Annotated in this window: 15 protein-coding genes; 3 read left to right on the plus strand and 12 right to left on the minus strand. The window is 73.4% G+C overall.

All coding sequences use genetic code 11. From position 1 onward, the window contains the following. Positions 1 to 211 precede the first annotated feature (211 nt). Entirely contained in the window at positions 212 to 2818 is a 2607-nt protein-coding gene (locus tag SHK17_RS11275) for a DEAD/DEAH box helicase (protein ID WP_322919260.1), read from the minus strand. Between the two features lie 83 nt (positions 2819 to 2901). On the opposite strand from SHK17_RS11275, the gene SHK17_RS11280 reads away from it, so the two are divergent. Both SHK17_RS11280 and SHK17_RS11285 read left to right on the plus strand, forming a co-directional pair. After that, positions 2902 to 3957 carry an ATP-binding cassette domain-containing protein gene (locus SHK17_RS11280; protein WP_172271778.1) on the plus strand — a complete coding sequence of 352 codons (1056 nt, stop codon included), beginning with the start codon at positions 2902 to 2904 and terminating at the stop codon, positions 3955 to 3957. Continuing rightward, positions 3954 to 4772, plus strand: a complete 819-nt coding sequence (locus SHK17_RS11285; protein ID WP_172271776.1) for an ABC transporter permease — start codon at positions 3954 to 3956, stop codon at positions 4770 to 4772. Before SHK17_RS11280 ends, SHK17_RS11285 begins: the two co-directional genes overlap by 4 nt. Here SHK17_RS11285 and SHK17_RS11290 read toward each other — a convergent pair. The 4 genes from SHK17_RS11290 to SHK17_RS11305 form a co-directional block, all read right to left on the minus strand. Beyond that, positions 4756 to 7905 carry an ATP-binding protein gene (locus tag SHK17_RS11290; protein ID WP_322919261.1) on the minus strand — a complete coding sequence of 1050 codons (3150 nt, stop codon included), beginning with the start codon at positions 7903 to 7905 and terminating at the stop codon, positions 4756 to 4758. The two genes, SHK17_RS11285 and SHK17_RS11290, sit on opposite strands and share 17 nt — an antisense overlap. Further along, positions 7902 to 8822 carry a site-specific tyrosine recombinase XerD gene (gene xerD, locus SHK17_RS11295; protein ID WP_322919262.1) on the minus strand — a complete coding sequence of 307 codons (921 nt, stop codon included), beginning with the start codon at positions 8820 to 8822 and terminating at the stop codon, positions 7902 to 7904. Before xerD ends, SHK17_RS11290 begins: the two co-directional genes overlap by 4 nt. A gap of 19 nt (positions 8823 to 8841) precedes the next feature. Further along, complete coding sequence (ald, locus tag SHK17_RS11300; protein ID WP_322919263.1) at positions 8842 to 9957, minus strand: alanine dehydrogenase; 1116 nt, start codon at positions 9955 to 9957, stop codon at positions 8842 to 8844. A gap of 78 nt (positions 9958 to 10035) precedes the next feature. Then, entirely contained in the window at positions 10036 to 10659 is a 624-nt protein-coding gene (locus SHK17_RS11305; RefSeq protein ID WP_172271768.1) for an NUDIX domain-containing protein, read from the minus strand. A 58-nt stretch (positions 10660 to 10717) separates the two neighbouring features. Here SHK17_RS11305 and pepN point away from each other — a divergent pair, with 58 nt between their 5' ends. Continuing rightward, on the plus strand, positions 10718 to 13165 hold the full coding sequence (gene pepN / locus SHK17_RS11310; RefSeq protein WP_322919264.1) for an aminopeptidase N: 2448 nt from the start codon (positions 10718 to 10720) through the stop codon (positions 13163 to 13165). A gap of 120 nt (positions 13166 to 13285) precedes the next feature. Here the strand turns inward: pepN and SHK17_RS11315 are convergent, their stop codons facing one another. The 7 genes from SHK17_RS11315 to SHK17_RS11345 are packed head-to-tail and all read right to left on the minus strand — an operon-like array spanning position 13286 to position 20874. Next, complete coding sequence (locus tag SHK17_RS11315; RefSeq protein ID WP_322424417.1) at positions 13286 to 14989, minus strand: CTP synthase; 1704 nt, start codon at positions 14987 to 14989, stop codon at positions 13286 to 13288. Between the two features lie 11 nt (positions 14990 to 15000). Continuing rightward, positions 15001 to 15909, minus strand: a complete 909-nt coding sequence (locus tag SHK17_RS11320) for a copper transporter (RefSeq protein ID WP_322919265.1) — start codon at positions 15907 to 15909, stop codon at positions 15001 to 15003. Then, positions 15906 to 17105, minus strand: coding sequence for a putative cytokinetic ring protein SteA (gene steA, locus SHK17_RS11325; RefSeq protein WP_322919266.1), 1200 nt, complete (start codon positions 17103 to 17105; stop codon positions 15906 to 15908). Before steA ends, SHK17_RS11320 begins: the two co-directional genes overlap by 4 nt. Before the next feature lie 13 nt (positions 17106 to 17118). Further along, a complete protein-coding gene (gene recN, locus SHK17_RS11330) occupies positions 17119 to 18891 on the minus strand; it encodes a DNA repair protein RecN (RefSeq protein WP_322919267.1) in 1773 nt (590 codons plus the stop codon). Beyond that, on the minus strand, positions 18884 to 19834 hold the full coding sequence (locus SHK17_RS11335) for an NAD kinase (protein WP_322424421.1): 951 nt from the start codon (positions 19832 to 19834) through the stop codon (positions 18884 to 18886). Before SHK17_RS11335 ends, recN begins: the two co-directional genes overlap by 8 nt. Continuing rightward, complete coding sequence (locus SHK17_RS11340; RefSeq protein ID WP_322919268.1) at positions 19831 to 20670, minus strand: TlyA family RNA methyltransferase; 840 nt, start codon at positions 20668 to 20670, stop codon at positions 19831 to 19833. The genes SHK17_RS11335 and SHK17_RS11340 overlap by 4 nt, the downstream gene beginning before the upstream one ends. Before the next feature lie 6 nt (positions 20671 to 20676). Next, positions 20677 to 20874, minus strand: a complete 198-nt coding sequence (locus SHK17_RS11345) for a hypothetical protein (RefSeq protein ID WP_172271752.1) — start codon at positions 20872 to 20874, stop codon at positions 20677 to 20679. Between the last annotated feature and the right edge of the window lie 2 nt (positions 20875 to 20876).

A 20876-nucleotide genomic window follows, 5' to 3' on the forward strand; every position in this document is an offset into this window, starting at 1 on the left:
TCGATTGGACCACGCCGGGGGGCCCGATCTTTGTCGACACGTCGACAGTTCCGAGAACGGCGTCGCGCGACTGTAGGACCGCCCCGGAGCAACCCACAACACGGGACGCCAGTCCCACAGGGCCGGTCCTCGATCTGTGCACCGGGCCCCGGTCCCCTGCACAGGCAGCGGCCGGCTGTGCACAACCCTGTGCACTCCCGGGACGGCCGGTTCAGGTGTCGCCGAGCCGTCTCATCGCCGTCGTGGCGAGCACCAGCTCACCGGCTGAGTCGGTGGCGTCGCAGTCGACGACGGCGTCGATCACCCAGTCGTGGTGGCCCTCCGGGTCGTGGATCGTCTGGCGCAGGTCACGCAGCCGGGCGGTCGTGCCCTCCTCGGCACCGACCGGCTCCCCGGTCCGCTCGTCACCGACGACCAGCAGGTCGGGACCCCGGGCGTCGCCGTCGGTGAGCACCGAGTCGTGCTCGGCGTAGTAGTCCTCGAGTGCGGCGTCCCAGACCGAGCGGCCCACGACCACCTGCCGCGGCGGGTCGGTCCGGTCGGCGGCGGCACGCTCGAGGCGTACGAGCCCGTCGAGGTCGTCGCGCGCGACCGCGTCGACCCGGGCCCACATGGCGTTGCGGAGCATCACCCGGAACGGTCGCTCCTGCCTGGACAGCGGCCGGGGTGGCGGCGGCGGCTCATGGTGGGCCACCGCCGTGGAGGCGTGGTCCGGGTCGGACAGGGCCTCCCACTCGTCGAGGAGCGAGGAGTCGGTCTGGCGCACCGTCTCCCCCAGCCACTCGATGACGTCCTCGACCTCGGGTGAGCGGTGCGTCTCGGGCACGGTCTGGCGCAGGGTCCGGTAGGCGTCGGTGAGGTAGCGCAGCACCAGGCCCTCCGAGCGGGCCAGCTGGTAGCGGCCGACGAAGTCGGTGAACCCCATCCCGTTCTCCCACATCTCGCGCACGACCGACTTGGGGCCGAGCGCGTCGTCGCGCAGCCAGGGGTGCGTCTGCTGGTAGGTCCGGTAGAGCGCCTCGAGCAGCTCGCGCAGCGGCTGGGGCCAGGTGACCTCGTCGAGCAGGGCCATCCGCTCGTCGTACTCCAGGCCGTCGGCCTTCATCTCCCCGATCGCCTCACCGCGCGCGGCGTGCTGCTGGGCCATGAGGATCTGCCGCGGCGCCTCCAGCACCGCCTCCACGACCGAGACGACGTCGAGGCCGTAGGTCTCCGACTCCGGGTCGAGCACGTCGAAGGCGGCCAGGGCGAAGTGCGCCAGCGGCTGGTTGAGCGCGAAGTCGACGGGCAGGTCGACGGTCAGCACGAAGCGGCGACCGTGCTCGTCGACCTCGGGCAGGCGGGTCACGATCCCGGTCCGCAGCAGCGAGCGGGCCAGCCGCAGCGCCCGCCGCGCCAGCCGGAGCTGCCCGCGCCGGTCCTCGTGGTTGTCGGTCAGCAGCCGGCGCAGGACACCGAACGCGTCCTCCTCGCGGGACACGACGTTGACGAGCATCGCGTTGTCGACCTTCATCCGGCTCGTCAGCCGCTCGGGCACGCCCGCGACGAGCTTGTCGAAGGTCTGCTCGGTCCACACCACGGTGCCCTCGGGCGCCTTCTTGAGCTGCGCCTTGGACTTCTTCTTCCCCGCCGCCTGCCGCGCGGCCGACTTGGCCTTGGCCTGCTCGTTCTCGATCACGTGCTCCGGCGCCTGCACGACGACGTAGCCGGCCGTGTCGTAGCCGGCCCGGCCCGCGCGGCCGGCGATCTGCTGGAACTCCCGCGTGCGGAGCACCCGCTGCCGGTTGCCGTCGAACTTCGCCAGCCCGGTGAAGAGCACCGTGCGGATGGGCACGTTGATGCCCACGCCGAGGGTGTCGGTGCCGCAGATGACCCGCAGCAGCCCCGACTGCGCCAGCGTCTCGACGAGCCGGCGGTACTTCGGCAGCATCCCGGCGTGGTGCACGCCGATGCCGTTGCGCACCAGCCGCGACAGCGTCTTGCCGAAGCCGGCGCCGAACCGGAAGGCGCCGATGCGCTCGGCGATCGCGTCCTTGTCGACCTTCTTCGGCGGGTGGCGCAGCAGGTTGGTCGCGTGCTCGACGGCCGCCGCCTGCGTGAAGTGGACGACGTAGACCGGGTCCTGGCCGGTGCTCACCAGCTCCTCGAGCGTGTCGTCCAGCGGCTCCATCGACCAGCGGAAGCTCAGCGGCACCGGCCGCTCGGCGTCGTCGACGACCGCGGTCTCGCGACCCGTGCGGCGCCGCAGGTCCTCGACGAAGAACGAGACGTCGCCGAGCGTCGCCGACATCAGCAGGAACTGCGCGTCGACCAGCTCGAGCAGCGGGACCTGCCAGGCCCACCCGCGGTCGTGCTCGGAGTAGAAGTGGAACTCGTCCATCACGACGAGGCCCACGTCGGCGCCGCGGCCCTCGCGCAGCGCGATGTTGGCCAGCACCTCCGCGGTGCAGCAGATGATGGGGGCGTCGGGGTTGACCGCCGCGTCGCCGGTGAGCATGCCGACGTTGTCGGCCCCGAAGACCTCGATGAGGGAGAAGAACTTCTCGCTGACCAGCGCCTTGATCGGCGCGGTGTAGAAGCTGACCTCGTCGCGGGCGAGCGCAGCGACGTGGGCGCCGATCGCCACCATCGACTTCCCGGAACCCGTGGGGGTGGCCAGGACCACGTGGTTGCCGCCGAGCAGCTCGATGACCGCCTCGTCCTGGTGGGGGTAGAGCTCGAGCCCGCGGTCGGCCACCCACCCGGTGAAGGCGTCGTAGACCGCGTCCGGGTCGGCGCCCGCAGGGACCCGGGTGTCGAGGCGGGCGGGATCGGACATGCGTCGATCCAACCACCCGCCGGTTTCACCGCCCGACCCGGCGCGCAACCGGGGTGAAACCGCGCAGGCGCAGTGTTCGGGTCATGACCACACACCACCTTGGGCACAGCCCCGGATCCGGACCCGAGCTGGCCGTCAGCGCCTCCGGGCTCGTCAAGCGGTTCGGCGACCAGCGCGCCGTCGACGGCATCGACCTGCAGGTCCACCGCGGCGAGGTCTTCGGCGTCCTCGGCCCCAACGGGGCCGGCAAGACCACGATGCTGCAGATGCTCGCGACCCTCCTCCGCATCGACGAGGGCGAGGCGACCGTCTTCGGCCGCGACGTCAGCGCCGAGCCCCACGCCGTACGCCGCCTCCTCGGCGTCACCGGGCAGTACGCCTCCGTCGACGAGAACCTGACCGCCACGGAGAACCTCTGGCTCTTCGCCCGGCTGCAGGGGCTCGGGCGCACCGAGTCCCGGACCCGCGGGGCCGAGCTGCTCGAGCAGTTCGACCTGACCGAGGCCGCGAAGAAGCCGATCTCGGCGTTCTCCGGCGGCATGCGGCGCCGGCTCGACCTCGCCGTCAGCCTCCTGACCCGGCCGCCGCTGATCTTCCTCGACGAGCCGACCACGGGCCTGGACCCGCGGACCCGCGGCCAGATGTGGGACACCATCCGCGACCTCGTCCGCACCGGCTGCACCGTGCTGCTCACCACGCAGTACCTCGACGAGGCCGACCAGCTCGCCGACCGCATCGCGGTGATCGACCGCGGCCGCAAGGTCGCCGAGGGCACCGCCGACGAGCTGAAGTCATCGGTTGGGCAGTCCACCCTCCAGCTGCAGCTGGCCGACCCCGGGGACCTCCCGCTGGTCGTGGAGGAGGTCCGCCGCCTCCTCGGCGAGGAGGCCGTCCTCACCCCGGAGGCCCGCCGGATCAACGTGCCGCTGACCCGCACCGACCAGTCGGTCGACGTCCTGGTCGCCCTCCGCGACCGCGACGTGACCATCGAGTCGGTCACCGTCCAGAAGCCCTCGCTCGACGAGGTCTTCCTGGCCCTCACCGGTCACGACACCCAGGCCCCGGACGGCTCCGACGAGGAGCCGGCTGCCGGGACCACCCCCACCGACCGCACCCACCAGATGGAGGCCACGCGATGAGCACCGTGCCGATGACCGACCCCGCCGACCTGGCGGGCCGTCCCGACCACGTCAGCGTCTCCGACACCCTCAGCCAGGTCTGGACCCTCGCCTGGCGGGCCGCCATGAAGATGCGGCGCAGCATGGAGGTGATGTTCGACGTCACGATCCAGCCGCTCGTCTTCACGGCCATGTTCGCCTACATCTTCGGCGGCGCCGTGTCCGGTGACGTGCAGAGCTACCTGCCCCTCATCATCACCGGCCTCATCGGCCAGACCGTGCTGACGGCGTGCGTCGCGACCGGCGTCCAGCTGCGGCAGGACATGGACACCGGCGTCTTCGACCGGTTCAAGGTGCTGCCGATCTCCCGGATCGCGCCCCTCGCCGGTCCGATGGTCGCCGACCTCCTGCGCTACTTCATCGCCTCGGTGCTGACGTTCGCGGTGGGCATCGCCATCGGCTACCGACCCGGAGGAGGTGTCCTGGGCGTCGCCGCCGCCGTGCTGCTCGCGATGCTGGCCGGGTGGTCGCTGGCGTGGATCTTCACGCTGTTCGGCATCGTGGGCCGCAACGCCGCCGGCGTGCAGGGCATCTCGCTGCTGGTGATGTTCCCGCTGACGTTCCTGTCCAATGCCTTCGTCCCGACCGACACGATGCCCGAGCCGCTGCAGACCTTCGCCGAGGTCAACCCGGTCTCCCTCGTGATCACCGCCATCCGCGACCTCGCCAACGAGGGGGCGGTCACCGCCGCGGTCGGGTGGGCCCTGCTCGGGTGCGGCGTGATCATCGCCGTCTTCGCGCCGCTGTCGGTGCGGGCGTTCAACCGGAAGATGTGACCGGCGGCCGCCGCCACGTGCGGCGCAGCCGGCCGACGACCTCCGCCGCCGCGGGAAGCAGGTCGAAGCCGGGGCGGTCGGCCTGCTCCTCGAGGAGCCGGTCGACCCGCCCCGGCACCGCTGCGTCCGCGAGCGCCACGAGCGGCTCCCACGCCATGACGGGGATGCTGCGGTTGTAGGCCCAGCGGTGGGCGGTGGCCAGCAGCAGGGCGGCGTCCTCGTGCTGGTCGGCCTCGCCGAACCGCAGGATCCAGGCGGCCAGCGCCACCATCAGCACGCCGTTGAGCGGCAGGTCGGTGAACCACAGGGCACCGTCGGGCAGGCCCGCGCCGGTGCCGACCAGGAGGTCGCGCAGCTCGTCGGCACGGGGGTCCTGCTCGCGGGTGCCGAAGCGGGCGTGGGTGACCAGGGCCGCGGACCCGGCCAGCATCAGCCACGGGTTGGCGGCACCGGGCTCGCTCTCGGAGACCATCCGGACGATGGCGTCGTAGCGACGGATCGCCTCGGCGTGGTGGCCGCGGGCCAGCGCGAGCTCCGCCTGGGCGACCTGCCAGGTCAGCCGAGCGCCCATCTGCGAGTGCTCGCCGTCGGGCGGCCCGATCCCCTCCAGCAACCGCTCGGCCCGGTCGAGGTCGCCGTCGAGCAGGGGCGAGATGGCCGTCGCCATCCGGAGGCTGTAGGCGTCGGTCATCGAGTGCACGAGCCGGAGCAGCGGCCACGCCACCTCGGCGTGGTGGGCGGCCCCGTGGTGGTCCCCCACCGCCATCGACAGCTGGCTCAGCTCGGCATGGACGGACGCCATGAGGTAGGGCGGCAGCGGCCCCGCCGCCAGCGCGCCGGTGGCGTACGACCGCGCGGCCGCCACGTCTCCCGCGTTCTCGGCGACGATCGCCGCCCACATCAGCAGCGCGCCGGCCATGGCCGGGCGCTCCTGCCGCGCGGCCACCTCCGCCATCCGCGTCCCGACGTCGACCGGCGTGTCGACGACGTGCACGGTGTGCGCGATCAGGCCCCACGGGCCGGTGGGCGTGTCCCGCTGCACCAGGAGGCCGCGGAGCCCGGAAAGGTCGGCGGCGGGTATCCACCCCAGGTGGATCATCAGGACGCCGCCCGCCTCCTCGGCGTAGCGGTGCAGCCCCGGCGGCACCTCCCACCCCGCCATGAGCTCGGCCGCGGCGTCGCAGACGGCGAAGATCCTCGGCTGGTCGCCGGTCACGGTCCACAGGCTCCCGAGCAGGGACACCAGGCGGGCGACGAGCTCGCGGTCGCCGACGTCGAGCGCGTGGCGCAGCACGTCGGTGAGGTTGTTCTGCTCCCGCACGAGTGCGTCGACCATCGCGACCTGGTCGTCGGCGAGCACCAGGTCCTGCGACCGGGCCGCCACGTCGACCGCCCACCGCCGCTGCGCCGCCACGGCAGCGTCCTGCTCACCGGTGCGGACGAGCTGGTCGGCGGCGAACTCTCTGATGGTCTCCAGCGCCCGGAAGCGCACGCCGGAGCCGGCCTCGCCGACCACGAGGAGCGACTGCTCGACGAGCTCCTCCACGACGTCGGGACCGTCGGCGCCGAGCACGGCCAGCGCCGTGGACCGGTCGAAGCCGTCCTGGAACACCGAGAGGTGCGCGAGGGCGCGGCGCTCCCGCTCGCCGAGGAGGTCCCACGACCACGCGATCACCGCCTCGAGCGTGCGGTGCCGGTCGGGCATGCTGCGGTCGCGGGTGCGCAGGGTGGCGAAGCGGTCCTCGAGGGCCGCGGCGACCTCGCTGACGCTCATGGTGCGCACCCGCGCCGCGGCGAGCTCGACGGCGAGCGGGAGGCCGTCGAGCCGCTGCACGACCGATCGCACGGCGGCCGGGTCCAGCACCGTGCCCGGTCGCGTCGCCGAGGCGCGGCGGACGAACAGCTCCTCGGCGTCGACCGTCGACAGCTGGGTCAGCGGCACCGCCCGCTCGGCCGCCAGCCTGAGCGGCGCGCGGCTGGTCGCCAGCACCCGTAGGTCGCGCGTGGTGGCCAGCAGGAAGGCGACGAGCGCCGCGACCGGCTCGAGGACGTGCTCGCAGTTGTCGAGGACGAGAAGGGCGGGGCCGGCATCGAGCTCCTGGGCGATCCGCCCGCGGACGTCAGCCTGCTGAGCCGGGCTGAGCGCGAGCCGGGGGGTGACCGACCCCCGGACCCCGAGCGCGGCGCCCACCGCCGCGACGACGTCGTCACCGGCGCCCACCCCGACCAGCTCCACCACGTGCACCCGCGCCAGCGTCGACTCCCCGGCGAGGACCTGGGCGATGCTGGTCTTGCCGATGCCGCCGGGACCCAGCACGGTGACCAGCCGCGACGTCGCGAGCGCCGCCCGCAGGCTGGCGAGGTCCTGCTCGCGCCCGAGCAGGCCGGCGCCGTCGTACCTCAGGCCGGTGCGCACCGGCTCGTCCGCCGCGAGCAGCTCGGCGTGGAGGCGCTGCAGCGCCGGGTCGGGGTCGACGCCCAGCCGGTCGGCGAGGTCCGCGCGATAGTCCTCGTAGCGCGTGAGCGCCGCGGCGGGGCCGGCCGTCGCCGCCACCGAGCGCAGCAGGGCGACGAGGACGTCGGTGTCGTCGGGCCGGCGCTCGTGCGCGGCCACCAGCCCGTCGTGGGCCTCGGCGTGCCGGCCCAGCCGGGAGGCCGCGAGCGCCACGACGTCGCGCGCGGTCGTACGCCGCTGGGCCGCGGCCAGCCGGACCTCGGCCAGCGGGCCGTCGTCGGGCACGCCGACCGCCACCGCCGCCGCCTCCGACGCGAGCCGGAGGGCGGTGTCCGGGTCCCCCGCGGCCAGCGCCGTACGCGCGGAGGCGAGGGCGGCCGCCTGGGCGCGCACGTCGACCTCGTCGTCGGACAGGCCGAGGCGGTAGCCGCCGTCGACGCGCTGGATGACGTCGGCCGAGGAGGCCGAGCGGGTGCGTGACACCAGCACCTGCAGCGCCTTGGCCGGGTGCTGCGGCTCGGCGTCGGGCCAGATCTCCGCGACGAGCCGGCCGTCGGACGCCCCGGCCGGGTCCGAGGCCAGCACGGCGAGCAGCGCGCCCACCCGGTCGCCCGGCAGTGCGACGCCGTCCCACGAGACGCCGTCGAGCAGCCGCAGCCGCGGCGCCGGGATGGTCATCCGCGGGCCCGCGGGTGCGCCGTCGCGAACACCTCGCGCAGGTTGTCGACCGTGACCAGCGTGTAGACCTGCGTCGTGGTGACGGAGGCGTGGCCGAGCAGCTCCTGCACGACGCGCACGTCGGCGCCCCCGTCGAGGAGGTGGGTGGCGAAGGAGTGGCGCATGGTGTGCGGCGAGACGGAGGCGGTCACCCCGGCGCGCTCGGCGGTCCGCACCAGCACCGACCACGCGCTCTGACGCGACAGCCGGCCCCCACGTGCGTTGAGGAACAGCGCCGGTCCCCCGCGGCCCGTGCCGACCAGCTCGGGGCGGGCCCGGCTGAGGTAGGCCGCCACGGCGTCGCGCGCGAAGCCGCCCACCGGCACCAGCCGCTCCTTGCCGCCCTTGCCGCGCAGCAGCACCGTGCCGTCGACCGGGTCGAGGTCGTCGACGTCGAGGCCGACCGCCTCGGAGATGCGGGCACCGGTGCCGTAGAGCACCTCGAGCAGCGCACGGTCGCGCAGCGCCAGCACCGTGTCGGGCGCGCCAGCGGCCTCGAGGATCGCCTCGACGTCCGACAGCGGCAGCGCCTTCGGGAGCCGCTTGGCCGGCGTCGGGGGCTTCACCGCCGCGGCTGGGTCGGCGGTGGCGAGGCCGTCGGACACCGCGAACCTGTGGAACCCGCGCACCGCGACCACCGTCCGGGCCGCCGACGTCGCGCTCAGCGGCGGGTGCGCCTCGCTGCCCTCGCGCAGGCTCACCAGGAACGCGGCCACCGTCGCCTCGGTGACCGCGTCCAGGTCGTCGATGCCCTGGCCGGTGAGGAACTCGTCGTAGCGGGCCAGGTCACGGCGGTAGGAGCTCAGCGTGTTGGCCGCGAGGCCGCGCTCGACCGCGAGGTGGTCGAGGTAGGTGCGTACGGCGCGGCCCAGCGTCACCCGCCCAGTCAAGCGCCTCTCACCCGAGGATGCTGTCGAGACCCACCGACTCGATGCCGACGGCGTCGCCGACCGGGCCGTTGGTGAGCTGGCCGGCGTGCGTGTTGAGGCCCAGCGCGAGGCTGCGGTCGTCGCGCAGCGCCTGCTCCCAGCCCTTGTCGGCGAGCGCGACGGCGTAGGGCAGCGTCGCGTTGGTGAGGGCGTACGTCGAGGTGTTGGGGACCGCGCCCGGCATGTTGGCCACGCAGTAGAACACCGAGTCGTGCACCTCGTAGGTCGGGTCGTCGTGCGTGGTGGCGTGGGAGTCCTCGAAGCAGCCGCCCTGGTCGATGGCGATGTCGACGAGCACCGAGCCCGGCTTCATCCGCGACACCAGGTCGTTGCTGACCAGCTTGGGCGCCGCGGCGCCGGGGATCAGCACCGCGCCGATCACCATGTCGGCCTCCATCACCTGCTGCTCGATGGCGAGCTTGGAGGAGGCCAGGCCGTGGACGCGGTTGTTGTAGCGCCAGAACGACATCCGCAGCTTGTCGAGGTCGGTGTCGAGCAGCGTCACGTCGGCACCCATGCCCAGCGCGATGTTGGCGGCGTTCTGGCCCGAGACGCCGGCGCCGATGATGACGACCTTGGCGTTGGCCACGCCGCCGACCCCGCCCATGAGGACGCCGCGGCCGCCGTTGGCCTTCATCAGCGAGTGGGCGCCCACCTGCGGGGCCAGGCAGCCGGCGACTTCGGACATCGGGTAGAGCAGCGGCAGGCCGCCCGAGGGGAGCTGGACCGTCTCGTAGGCGATGGCGGTGACCTTGCGCTGCACCAGCTCCTCGGTCAGCGGCTTGTCGGCGGCGAGGTGGAGGTAGGTGAAGAGGGTCTGGCCCTCGCGCATCTGGGCGTACTCCTCGGCGACCGGCTCCTTGACCTTGAGGACCATGTCGGCGCTGCCCCACACGTCGTCGGCGGTGTCGAGCATCGTGGCGCCGGCGGCGACGTACTCCGCGTCGGGGATCTGCGACCCCTCGCCGGCGGTCTTCTCGACGACGACGTCGTGGCCGTGCTGGACCAGCTCGTGCACGCCGATGGGGGTCAGAGCCACGCGGTACTCGCGGTTCTTGACTTCCTTGGGTACGCCGACCTTCATGCCTTGCTCCTCAGTGTCTCGGGGCGCACGCCGGTGTGGCAGCCCTCACAGCGGGAGCGAGACTACTCCCGGACGGGGTCAGGACGCGTCCAGGGTGCCGCGCTGCCGCAGGACCTCGTAGGCGAGCACCGCCTGCACCAGCGGACCCTGCCGCACGCGCCCCTCGAGCGCCGCGTCGAGCAGCTCGGACATGGGCACCCGGAAGGTCTCCATCTCCGCCTCCTCGTGGTGCATCTCGAAGTCGCCGCGGGAGGCCGGCGTCAGTCCGCGGGCGAGGAAGATCTCGTGCACCTCGTCGCTGATCCCCGCGCTGGAGAACGTGCTCAGCAGCGGGCGCCAGTCCGACGCCTCGAGCTCCACCTCCTCCCTGAGCTCGCGCTTGGCCGTCTCCACCGCCGGCTCGTCGCCGGCGTCGCGCAGGCCCGCGGGCAGCTCGACGAACTCGTAGCCGCTCGTGTGCCGGTACTGGCGCAGGCACACCACCTGCTCGTCGTCGTCGACCGCCAGCACGATCACGGCTCCGGGGTGCTCCAGGCTGAGCCGGCTGAACTGCTCGGGATGGCCGGGCCGGGTGATGACGTCCTCGCGGAGCGCCACCACCCAGTCGTCGCGGTGCAGGTCGCGGCTCGACACCACCGGCCAGGTCATCGGCCGGTCGGCGAGCGGCTGCGCGGGTGCGGTCAGGTCGGTCTCGTCGGGCATGCCCCTGACGCTAGGGCATGCCTCGCAGGCGCTCGCACGCAGTGAGTACGGTCACCCCATGACGTTGTCGACCCTCACGCAGCACGAAGCAGCCACCCGCTCCGCCCTCCTCGAGGTCCAGCGCTACGACATCGCGGTCGACATGACCGGGCTGCTCGACGGAGAGGTCTTCGCCTCCACCAGCACCGTCACGTTCACCTGCTCCGAGCCCGGTGCGACCACGTTCGTCGACGTCGCGATGGACCTGCACCGCGCGACGCTCAACGGCGAGGAGCTCGACGTCTCCGCGGCCGCGGACGGCCGCCTCCCGCTGCCGGCGCTCGCCGCCGACAACGTCCTCGTCGTCGAGGCCAGCACCACCAACACAGCGACCGGCGAGGGCATCCTCCGCACCGTCGACCCGACCGACAAGCTGGTCTACGTCTGGACCAGCCTCGAGCCCGACGAGGCCCGCCGGGTGTGGGCGTGCTTCGACCAGCCCGACCTCAAGGCGCCCCACCGCTTCGTCGTCACCGCGCCGTCGTCGTGGCTCGTCACCTCCAACGGCGCCCCCGAGACCGTCGAGGACCACGAGACCGACGACGCGCGGGTGTGGACCTTCCCCGACACGCCCCGCCTGTCGACGTACGTCGTGGTGGTCAACGCCGGCCCGTTCCACGAGGTACGTCGCCAGCACGACGGCTACGACCTGGGGTTCTACTGCCGCCAGTCGCTCGTCCCGGTCCTGGAGCGCGACCTCGACGAGCTCGTCACCCTCACCCGCCAGGGGCTGGCCTTCTTCGGCGAGCGGTTCGCGTTCCCGTTCCCGCAGGAGCGCTACGACCAGGTCTTCGTGCCCAACCTGGGCGGCGCGATGGAGAACTGGGGCTGCGTCACCTACGGCGACGGCCAGCTGTTCCGCACTCCCCCGACCCACGCCCAGCGCGCCGTCCGCGCCGAGTTCATCTTCCACGAGATGGCGCACATGTGGTTCGGCGACCTCGTGACCATGCAGTGGTGGGACGACCTCTGGCTCAACGAGGCGTTCGCGTCGTGGGCCGCCAACTGGGGCATGGCCCACGCCAGCGACTTCACCGAGCAGTGGGCGACCTTCCTGGCCGCCTCCAAGCGCACGGCCTACGAGATGGACATGAGCCCGGCCCGCCACCCGATCCGGGGCGAGGTGGCCGACGCCTCCGCCGCGATGTCGAACTTCGACGCCATCACCTACGTCAAGGGCCAGAGCGTGCTGCACCAGCTCGTGGCCTACATCGGCGAGGACGCCTTCGTCGAGGGGCTGCGTGACTACTTCAGCCGCTTCGCCTTCTCCAACACCCGCCTCGACGACCTCATGGACTGCTACTCCCGTGCCTCGGGGCGTGACCTGTCGGCGTGGACGAGCGCCTGGCTGGACGAGGCCGGAACCGACGTCATCTCCCTCACCGCCGACGAGCTCGTGGTGGAGACCCCCGAGGGCGGGGAGCCGCGGCCGCACCGCCTCGACATCGCTGTCTTCGACACCTCCGGCGAGCGCCTCGTGCCGGTCGGCCGTTCCTCGCACGAGGTCGGCGGCCGGCGCACGCCGGTCGAGCTGCCGGCGGGCGACCTGCGCCTGGTCAACGCCGGCGACTACACGTTCGCCGCGGTCAAGCCCGACGAGCACTCGCTCGAGCTGATGCTGCACCACGTCGACCAGCTCGACGACCCGCTCGACCGGGCGCTGGTGGCGGCGACCGCCGGCCAGCTGCTGCTCCTCGGCGACGTGGCCCCGCGCGAGGTGTCGGCGGCCCTCACCCGGGCCCTCGCCTCGGAGACCAGCCCCGCGCTGATCGAGCCGTTCCTCGGCCAGGCGCTCCAGGTGGCCGACCGCTGGGCACCCGCGGCCGAGTCACCCGCCCTGCTGCGCGCACTCGCCGACGCGGTGCTCGGCCTCGTCGAGGTCCCCGACGCCCGCCAGGCCGCCCTGCGGACCCTCGCGGCCTCCGCGTCCACCGACGCCCACTGGTCGGTGCTGGAGGCGGCCGCGGAGCAGGCCACCGACCTCGACCTCGCGTGGCGCATCGCCGTACGCCGCTCCGAGCTCGGCGACTACGACGAGGACCGCGTCGCCCGGCTGCTAGAGGCCGACCCCGACCCCGACGCCGGCATGCGCCGGCTCGGCGTGCTGGCGGCGCGGCCCGACGTCGAGGCGAAGGAGGAGGTGTGGCGCGCGTTCTTCGTCGACTACGCCGTGCCGGCGAGCCGGGAGACGCTCGTCCTCGGCTCGACGTTCTGGCGCCCCGGCCAGGCCGAGCTCCTCGCCCCGTTCACCCACCGCTACCTGGAGGAGCTGCCCAGGCTCAAGGGCGGCCTGCTCAACCAGGGGCTCACCATCCGGGCGATGTACCCCCTCGGCGCCGGCGACGCGACGTTCCTCGCCGCGGCGGAGGCGGCGGCGGAGGACCCCTCGCTCATGGCCTACGCCCGCACCCAGCTCCGCTCGAACTCGTTCGTGCTGAGCCGGATCCTGGAGGCGCGGCAGCTCTGACCGGGCACTTCGTGCCCGTCCCAGCCGCCGACCGGGCACTTCGTGCCCGTCCCAGCCGCCGACCGGGCGGTTCCTGCCCGTCCTGGTGGTACGGACGGGCACGACGTGCCCGCTCGGCGCTCAGGCGTCGGCGGCGTCCTCGGCCTCGTCCTTGCGGCGCAGCCCCGACTCGTCGATCGGGAACCGCTCGGAGCGCTGGCGCTCGATGGCGGCACCGACCAGCCCGGCGAACAGCGGGTGCGGCCGGGTGGGACGCGAGCGCAGCTCGGGGTGCGCCTGGGTGGCGACGTAGTAGGGGTGCACCTCGGCGGGCAGCTCCACGAACTCGACCAGGCCGAGCTCGGGGTTGATGCCCGAGAAGACGAGTCCCGCTTCGGCGAGGGTCTCGCGGTAGGCGTCGTTGAACTCGTAGCGGTGCCGGTGGCGCTCCTCGATGATCGGGGCGCCGTAGGCCTCGCGCACCACGCTCCCGTCGGCGAGCTCCGCACGCTGCAGGCCCAAGCGCATGGTGCCGCCGAGGTCGCCCGCGCCGTCGACGTACTTCTTCTGCTCCTCGATGGTGGAGATCACCGGCTCGACCGTCTCGGGGTCGAACTCCGTGGAGCCGGCCTTGCCGAGGCCGGCGACGTTGCGGGCGAACTCGATCACCATGCACTGCAGGCCCAGGCACAGGCCCAGGGTCGGGATCCCGTGGGTGCGGGTGTAGCGCAGCGCCCCGAGCTTGCCCTCGATGCCGCGCACACCGAACCCCCCGGGGACCAGCACGGCGTCGACGTCGGAGAGGTGCTTGGCGGCCCCCGCCTCGGTCTCGCACTCGTCGGAGGCGACCCAGCGGATGTTGACCTTCGCCTCGTGGGCGAAGCCGCCGGCGCGCAGCGCCTCGGCGGGCGAGAGGTAGGCGTCGGGCAGGTCGATGTACTTGCCGACCAAAGCGACGGTGACCTCCTCGGCCGGGTGGTGCACCCGACGCAGCAGGTCGTCCCAGTCCGTCCAGTCGACGTCACGGAACGGCAGGTCGAGGCGGCGTACGACGTAGGCGTCGAGGCCCTCGCGGTGCAGCACCTTGGGGATGTCGTAGATCGACGGCGCGTCGGCGGCGGTGACGACGGCCTCGTCGTCGACGTCGCACATCAGCGCGATCTTGCGCTTGATGCCGTCGGGCAGCTCGCGGTCGGCGCGGCAGACGATGGCGTCCGGCTGGATGCCGATCGAGCGCAGGGCCGCCACCGAGTGCTGGGTGGGCTTGGTCTTCAGCTCACCGGACGGGCCGATGTAGGGCACCAGCGAGACGTGGATGAAGAAGCAGTGGTCGCGGCCGATCTCGTGCCGCGTCTGCCGGGCCGCCTCAAGGAACGGCAGCGACTCGATGTCGCCGACGGTGCCGCCGACCTCGGTGATCACCACGTCGATGTCGGGGCCGCCCATCGCGAGGATGCGGTCCTTGATCTCGTTGGTGATGTGCGGGATCACCTGCACCGTGTCGCCGAGGTAGTCGCCGCGGCGCTCCTTGGCGATCACCGTGGAGTAGACCTGACCGGTCGTCACGTTGGCGATCTGGTTGAGGTCGGTGTCGAGGAACCGCTCGTAGTGACCGATGTCGAGGTCGGTCTCCGCACCGTCGTTGGTCACGAAGACCTCACCGTGCTGGAACGGGTTCATCGTGCCCGGATCCACGTTGAGGTAGGGATCGAGCTTCTGCATCGTGACGCGCAGTCCGCGCGCCTTCAACAGGTTGCCCAGGCTGGAGGCGGTGAGCCCCTTGCCGAGGGAGGAGGCGACGCCTCCGGTCACGAAAACGTGCTTGGTCGGCGTCCGGCTCTTCACGGGCTTCGATCCTACCCGAGAGGGACGGCGCCGTCGGCACCCGAGGCCCCGAAGGCGCCTCCGGGCGTCGTCAGCGAGCGCTGGAGGGCGATGACCGTGGCCACGCGGCCGGCGACGGTGTCGATGCCGTCGACGCTCGCGACACCGGCAGCGACGGGGTCGGCGCGGAGCCTGCCGAGCTGCCCGGGCTCCCCGTCGGCGCTGACGCCGTCGGACGTCACGCCGGCCACCACGACGCCGGCCGCCTGGGCGGCCAGGCCCTGGACGAGGCCTGCGAGGACGGCGTCCGCACCCTCGTCCTGCGCGTCCTCGCCGAGCACGAGCAGCACGAGCGGCGCGCGCCGACCGGCCTTCTCGGGCGCGGTGAGCAGCCCGGCACCGCTGATCGCGTCGGCGACCGCACGGGTCTTGCCGGTGGGGTCCTCACCGCCGGCCTCCTTGGTGGCCAGCGCGAGCCCGAGCAGCTGGCCGATCCGGTCGTACGTCGACGCCTCCGCGGGCACGTCGCCCTCGGCCTGCTGGGTCAGCAGCTGGCTGCCGAGCGTGTCGACGAGGGACTTCTGCCCGGGGTCGACGAGGTCGTCGCCCAGCTCGTAGCGGGCGCTGATCGTGCCCCCGGCGGAGCCGACCTGCTCGGCCAGCGCGGTCACGAGCTGCTCGTCGGCGCCGGGGACCGTCACGACGGCGACCGACCGGTCGGCGAGGCGGCCCGCGAGGACCGGCGGGGCGAGCGTGGACACGAACTGCTCGGTGTAGTCGGCCTGCGGCTGCGACCGGTCGGCCGCGGCGTCGTCCTGAGGGCTCGACGTGGCCACGGTCGGCCCGACGTCGGAGAGCGGTCCCCCGCCCAGCACGATGCCGGCGGCGAGGGCCAGGAAGACGGCCACGATGGTGAGCGCGTGGTGGCGCAGGGAGATCACGGGAGGAGTCCTCGAACGTCGTCGAACAGGTCGGTGGTGGTGCGGGAGACAGAGGGTGAGACGTCGTCGACCCACTGCTGGCCGACGGGCGTCACGCTGATGGCGGCCCCGACGGCGAGCACGCCCGCCAGGACGGCGCCGAGCAGGTGGCGCGGGCGTACGGCGCCGTCGTAGAGCCGCGGGAGCGCGGCGGCGTCGACGAGGTCCGGCCCGAGCTTGAGCCGGGTCAGGAAGGTGCTCGCGAGCCCGGCACGGCGGCGGTCGAGGAACTCGTCGAGGGTGGCGTGCATGCCGACGCCCACGATGAGGGCGGCCTCCCGGGCGGACGCCAGCAGCAGCGCGGCGTCCTCGGTGGTGGCGGTGGTCTCGAACCGCAGGGGGCGGATGCCGAGCCGCTCGAGGCGCTCGGTGGCGGTGCGCGGGGCGCCGCGCTCCACGAGCACGACGACGTCGCGCGCCTTGCGGAGCACGGCGGCGCTGGGCAGGTCGTCGGTGTCACCGGTGACCACGACCACGTCGGGCTTGTGCCCGGCGCTCACCAGCGCGTCGGCGCCGCGGTCGACGGCGATCAGGACCGGCTTCTGCTCGCGCACGAACGGCTTGATGCCGCGCAGCTCGTCCTCCCAGCCGTGCGAGCGGACCACCACGACGACGGGGCGCCCGGCCATCTCGGTGGCGGTCCTCGGCACGCCGTGGCCATGGAGGAGCAGGTCCTGCTCGCGCCGGAGAAACTCGGTGCTGTTGTGCGTGAAGCTCTCGAGCTGGGCGGCGAGGCCGCTGCGGGCCCGGGCCATCTCGGTCCGCACCACGTCGGGGGTCAGCTCGCGCGCGGGCGCGACGAGGGCGTCGCCCGAGTGCACCACGCCCCCGTCGATGCGGACGTCGGAGCCGTCCTTGAGGCGGTCGAAAATCTCCGGCCCGGCGCTGTCGACCACCACGACCCCCGCCTCGACGAGCCGCTCCGGCCCGAGGTTGGGGTAGCGGCCCGAGATCATCGGGCTCGCGTTGACCACGGCGACGACTCCGGCGTCGATGAGCGACTGGGCGGTGTCGCGGTCCATGTCGACGTGGTCGAGGACTGCGACGTCACCGGCGCGGAGGCGACCCAGGACGCTGGCCGTGCGTCGGTGGATCCGGGCGGGGCCGTGGACGCCGGGGAGGGCGGAGGCTGGGCGGGGGCGGACTGCGAACTTCATCCGCGCCATGTTCTCAGCCGCGACCCCGCCTCCCGGGGAGGCACGCCCGCTCGGGCGCGGCGGCCTGCAGCAGCTCGCGGGCGTGCGCTCGGGCGCTGTCGGAGTCCTCCACGCCGGCGAGCATCCGCGACAGCTCGCGCTCCCGCTCGGTCTCGTCGAGGGTGACCAGGCCGGACGTGGTGACCGACCCGTCGCTGGACTTGTGGACGACCACGTGGCGGTCGGCGTAGGCCGCGACCTGGGGCAGGTGCGTCACCACGAGCACCTGCGAGCCGCGGGCCAGCGCGGCGAGCCGGCGGCCGACCTCGATGGCCGCCTTGCCGCCGACGCCGGCGTCGACCTCGTCGAAGACGAAGGTGGGCACCGACCCGGTCTCGGCCAGCGACACCTCGAGCGCCAGCATCACGCGGGAGAGCTCACCGCCCGACGCGCCCTTGTGGAGGGCTCGCGCCTCGGCGCCGGTGTTGGCCGCGAGCAGGAACTCCACCTCGTCGACGCCGTGCGAGCTGGCCCGCACCCAGCGGCCGTCCACCTCGAGCTGGGGTCCGGCGGGCGTCTCGGGGCGGGGCGTCTCGTGCTGGGTGACGGCGATGGTCACCGTCGCGTGCGGCATGGCGAGGGACGTGAGCTCGTCGCTCACGGCCGCGGCGAGCCGTGTCGCGGCCTCGGTGCGCTGCGCGCTCAACGTGGAGGCCAGGGCGCCGAGCTCGCCGCGGATCCGGTCCCGACGCTGCTCGAGCTCGCTGATCCGGCCGCCGGTGTCCTCGAGGTCGAGCAGCCGCTTGGAGCCGTCCTCGGCCCACGACAGCACCTCGTCGATCGTCTCGCCGTACTTGCGGGTCAGGGCGGTCAGGGCGGCGCGGCGCTCGGACACCGCGGCCAGCCGGGCCGGGTCGGTCTCCAGGCTGGAGGCGTACGACGCCACGTCGCCGGCGACGTCGACGAGCAGGTGGTTGAGCTCGGCCAGGCGGTCGGCGAGCTCGCCTGCGGTCGCGTCGTGCTCGCGGACTCCGTCGAGGGCCTGCCGGGCCGCGCTGGTCGTGGCGAGCGCGTCCGGGCCGCCCTCCTCGCTGGAGAGCGCCTCACGGGCGGTCTCGGCCGCCACCCGCAGGGTGTCGGCGAAGCCCAGTCGGGTCTCCTCGGCGGCGAGCTCCGCGTCCTCCCCGGGGAGCGGGTCGACGGCCTCCACCTCGCCGAGCCCGAACCGCAGCTGGTCGGCCTCGCGCGCCCGCTCGCGGGCGGACCCGACGACCTCGGCGAGGGTGCGCTCGGTGGCGGCCAGCTCGGCCCACAGCTCGGCGTAGGCCGTCGCGGTGGCGGCCAACGACTCACCGCCGAACCGGTCCAGCGACGCGCGCTGCGCGCCGGCTTTGAGCAGGCGGTGCTGGTCGGACTGGCCGTGCACGGCGACGAGGGGCTCGGCGATCTCGCCGAGGGTGGTCACCGGGACCGAGGCACCGCCGACCCAGGCGCGGGAACGGCCCTGCGCGGCGACGTTGCGGGCCAGGACGACGTGGTCGTCCTCGACCTCCCCGCCGGAGTCCTCGACGGCCTGCCGGAACCCTGCGAGCGAGCCGGTCGCGACGAGGCCCTCGACACGGGCCTGCCGGGCACCCGTGCGGACCGCGCCCGAGTCGGCCCGTCCGCCGAGCAGCAGGCCGAGCGCGGTGACGACCATGGTCTTGCCGGCGCCGGTCTCCCCCGTGATGACGGTGAGGCCGGGGCCGAGCTCGAGCGTCGAGGAGTCGATCACGCCGAGCTGGCTGATCCGCAGCTCCTCAAGCATCGGAGTCCCCGTTCTCCCGGCGCCGGCGCTCCGCGGCCCCGCGCCACCCCTCCACGGGCAGCCCGAACTTCGCCACGAGCCGGTCGGTGAACGGTGCCTGCTGCAGCCGGACGAGCCGCACCGGCCGCTGACCACGGCGCACCTCGATGCGGGCGCCCGGGGGCAGGTCGACGGTGCGCCGGCCGTCGCACCACAGCACGCCGGACCCCTCGGTCCTGGAGAGGACCTCGACGGCGAGCACGGAGGTCGGCGCGACGACCAACGGTCGCGCGAAGAGGGCGTGGGCGCTGATGGGCACCATGAGCAGCGCCTCGACCTCGGGCCACACGACCGGTCCGCCGGCGCTGAAGTTGTAGGCCGTCGAGCCCGTGGGCGTGGCGCACACGACGCCGTCGCACCCCCACCTCGACAGCGGGCGGTTGTCGACTTCGACGACCACCTCGAGCATGCGCTCGCGTGCGGCCTTCTCGACGCTCGCCTCGTTGAGGGCGAAGGTGGAGAACACCGTCTCGTTGCCCACCATGACGCGTACGTCGAGCGTCAGGCGGTCCTCGGCGGTGTAGTCGCGGGCGACGATCGCGCTGATCGTGGACTCCACGTCGTCCTGCTCGGCCTCGGCCAAGAACCCGACGTGGCCGAGGTTGACCCCGAGCAGGGGCGTGCAGGTCTCGTGCGTCACCTCGGCGGCACGCAGGATCGAGCCGTCCCCGCCGATGACCAGCACCAGCTCGCAGCCCTCACCCGGGAGGTCGCCGACCGGTGTCGTCTCGACCAGGCCGTCGGCATCCTCGAGGCCGAGGTCCGCCGCCTCGTCGGGCAGCAGCCGCACCGCGATGCCGTGACCGGTGAGCGACTGCACGCACTGGCGGGCGACCTCACGCACCTCGTCGCGGCCTGTGTGGGCGACCACCAGCACGCGGCGCCGGGGGGTGTCGTTGGTCACGGGTCTACCCTCTCACCCGCCACCCCCATCGAGGCGGCGCGCTCCACCTCCGCGGCGATGTCGTCCGCCCCGACCTGCGCCGGACCCCGCCTCAGCAGCAGGAAGAACTCGACGTTGCCGGACGGCCCCGGCAGGGGGCTCACGGTCACCGCGACGGCACCCCAACCACGCGCGGCGGCGAGGTCCGCGATCGTCGTGACCGACTCGGCACGCAGCGCCAGGTCGCGCACGACGCCACCCTTGCCGACCCGGTCCTTGCCGACCTCGAACTGCGGCTTGACCATCAACGCCAGCTCGCCGTCCACGCGGGTCACCGACAGCAGCGGGTCGAGCACCAGCGCCAACGAGATGAACGACAGGTCGCCCACCACGAGGTCCACCGGCTCACCGACGACGTCGAGGGTGAGCTCCCGGATGTTGGTGCGGTCGTGCACGTGGACGCGGTCGTCGCTCTGCAAGGACCAGGCGAGCTGGCCGTAGCCGACGTCGACCGCGACCACCTCCCGCGCCCCGGCGCGCAGCAGGACGTCGGTGAAGCCACCGGTGGACGCCCCCGCGTCGAGGCAGCGCTTGCCGCGCACCTCGAGCCCGTGCGCGGCGAACGCCTCGAGCGCGCCGGCGAGCTTGTGGCCGCCGCGCGACACGTAGTCGACCGACGTGGGGTCCTCGCGGACGACGATCGCCACGTCGGTGGTCACCTGGGTCGCCGGCTTGGTCGCAGCGGCACCCGAGACGGTCACCCGCCCTCCGGCGACCAGCTCGCTGGCGTGCTCACGTGACCGGGCCAGGCCTCGCCGGACGAGCTCCTGGTCGAGACGAAGTCGTCGGGGCGGCACGGCGCGTCAGGAACCCTGCTCGTCGACGGACGGCGGCTGGTCGAGGGCACGGCGCAGCTGCTCGTGGGCCCGCTCGAAGACCTGCACGTGCTCGCCGATCGGGGCGTCGGCGACGGCCGCGACCTCGGCGAGCACCCGGTCGACCGACTCCACGCCGGTGGACTCGTGGTCGGCGTACGCCGCGTCGTCAGGGACCTGCTGCATGG

Source organism: Nocardioides renjunii (assembly GCF_034661175.1).
In the GTDB taxonomy this organism is placed as follows: Bacteria; Actinomycetota; Actinomycetes; order Propionibacteriales; family Nocardioidaceae; genus Nocardioides; species Nocardioides renjunii.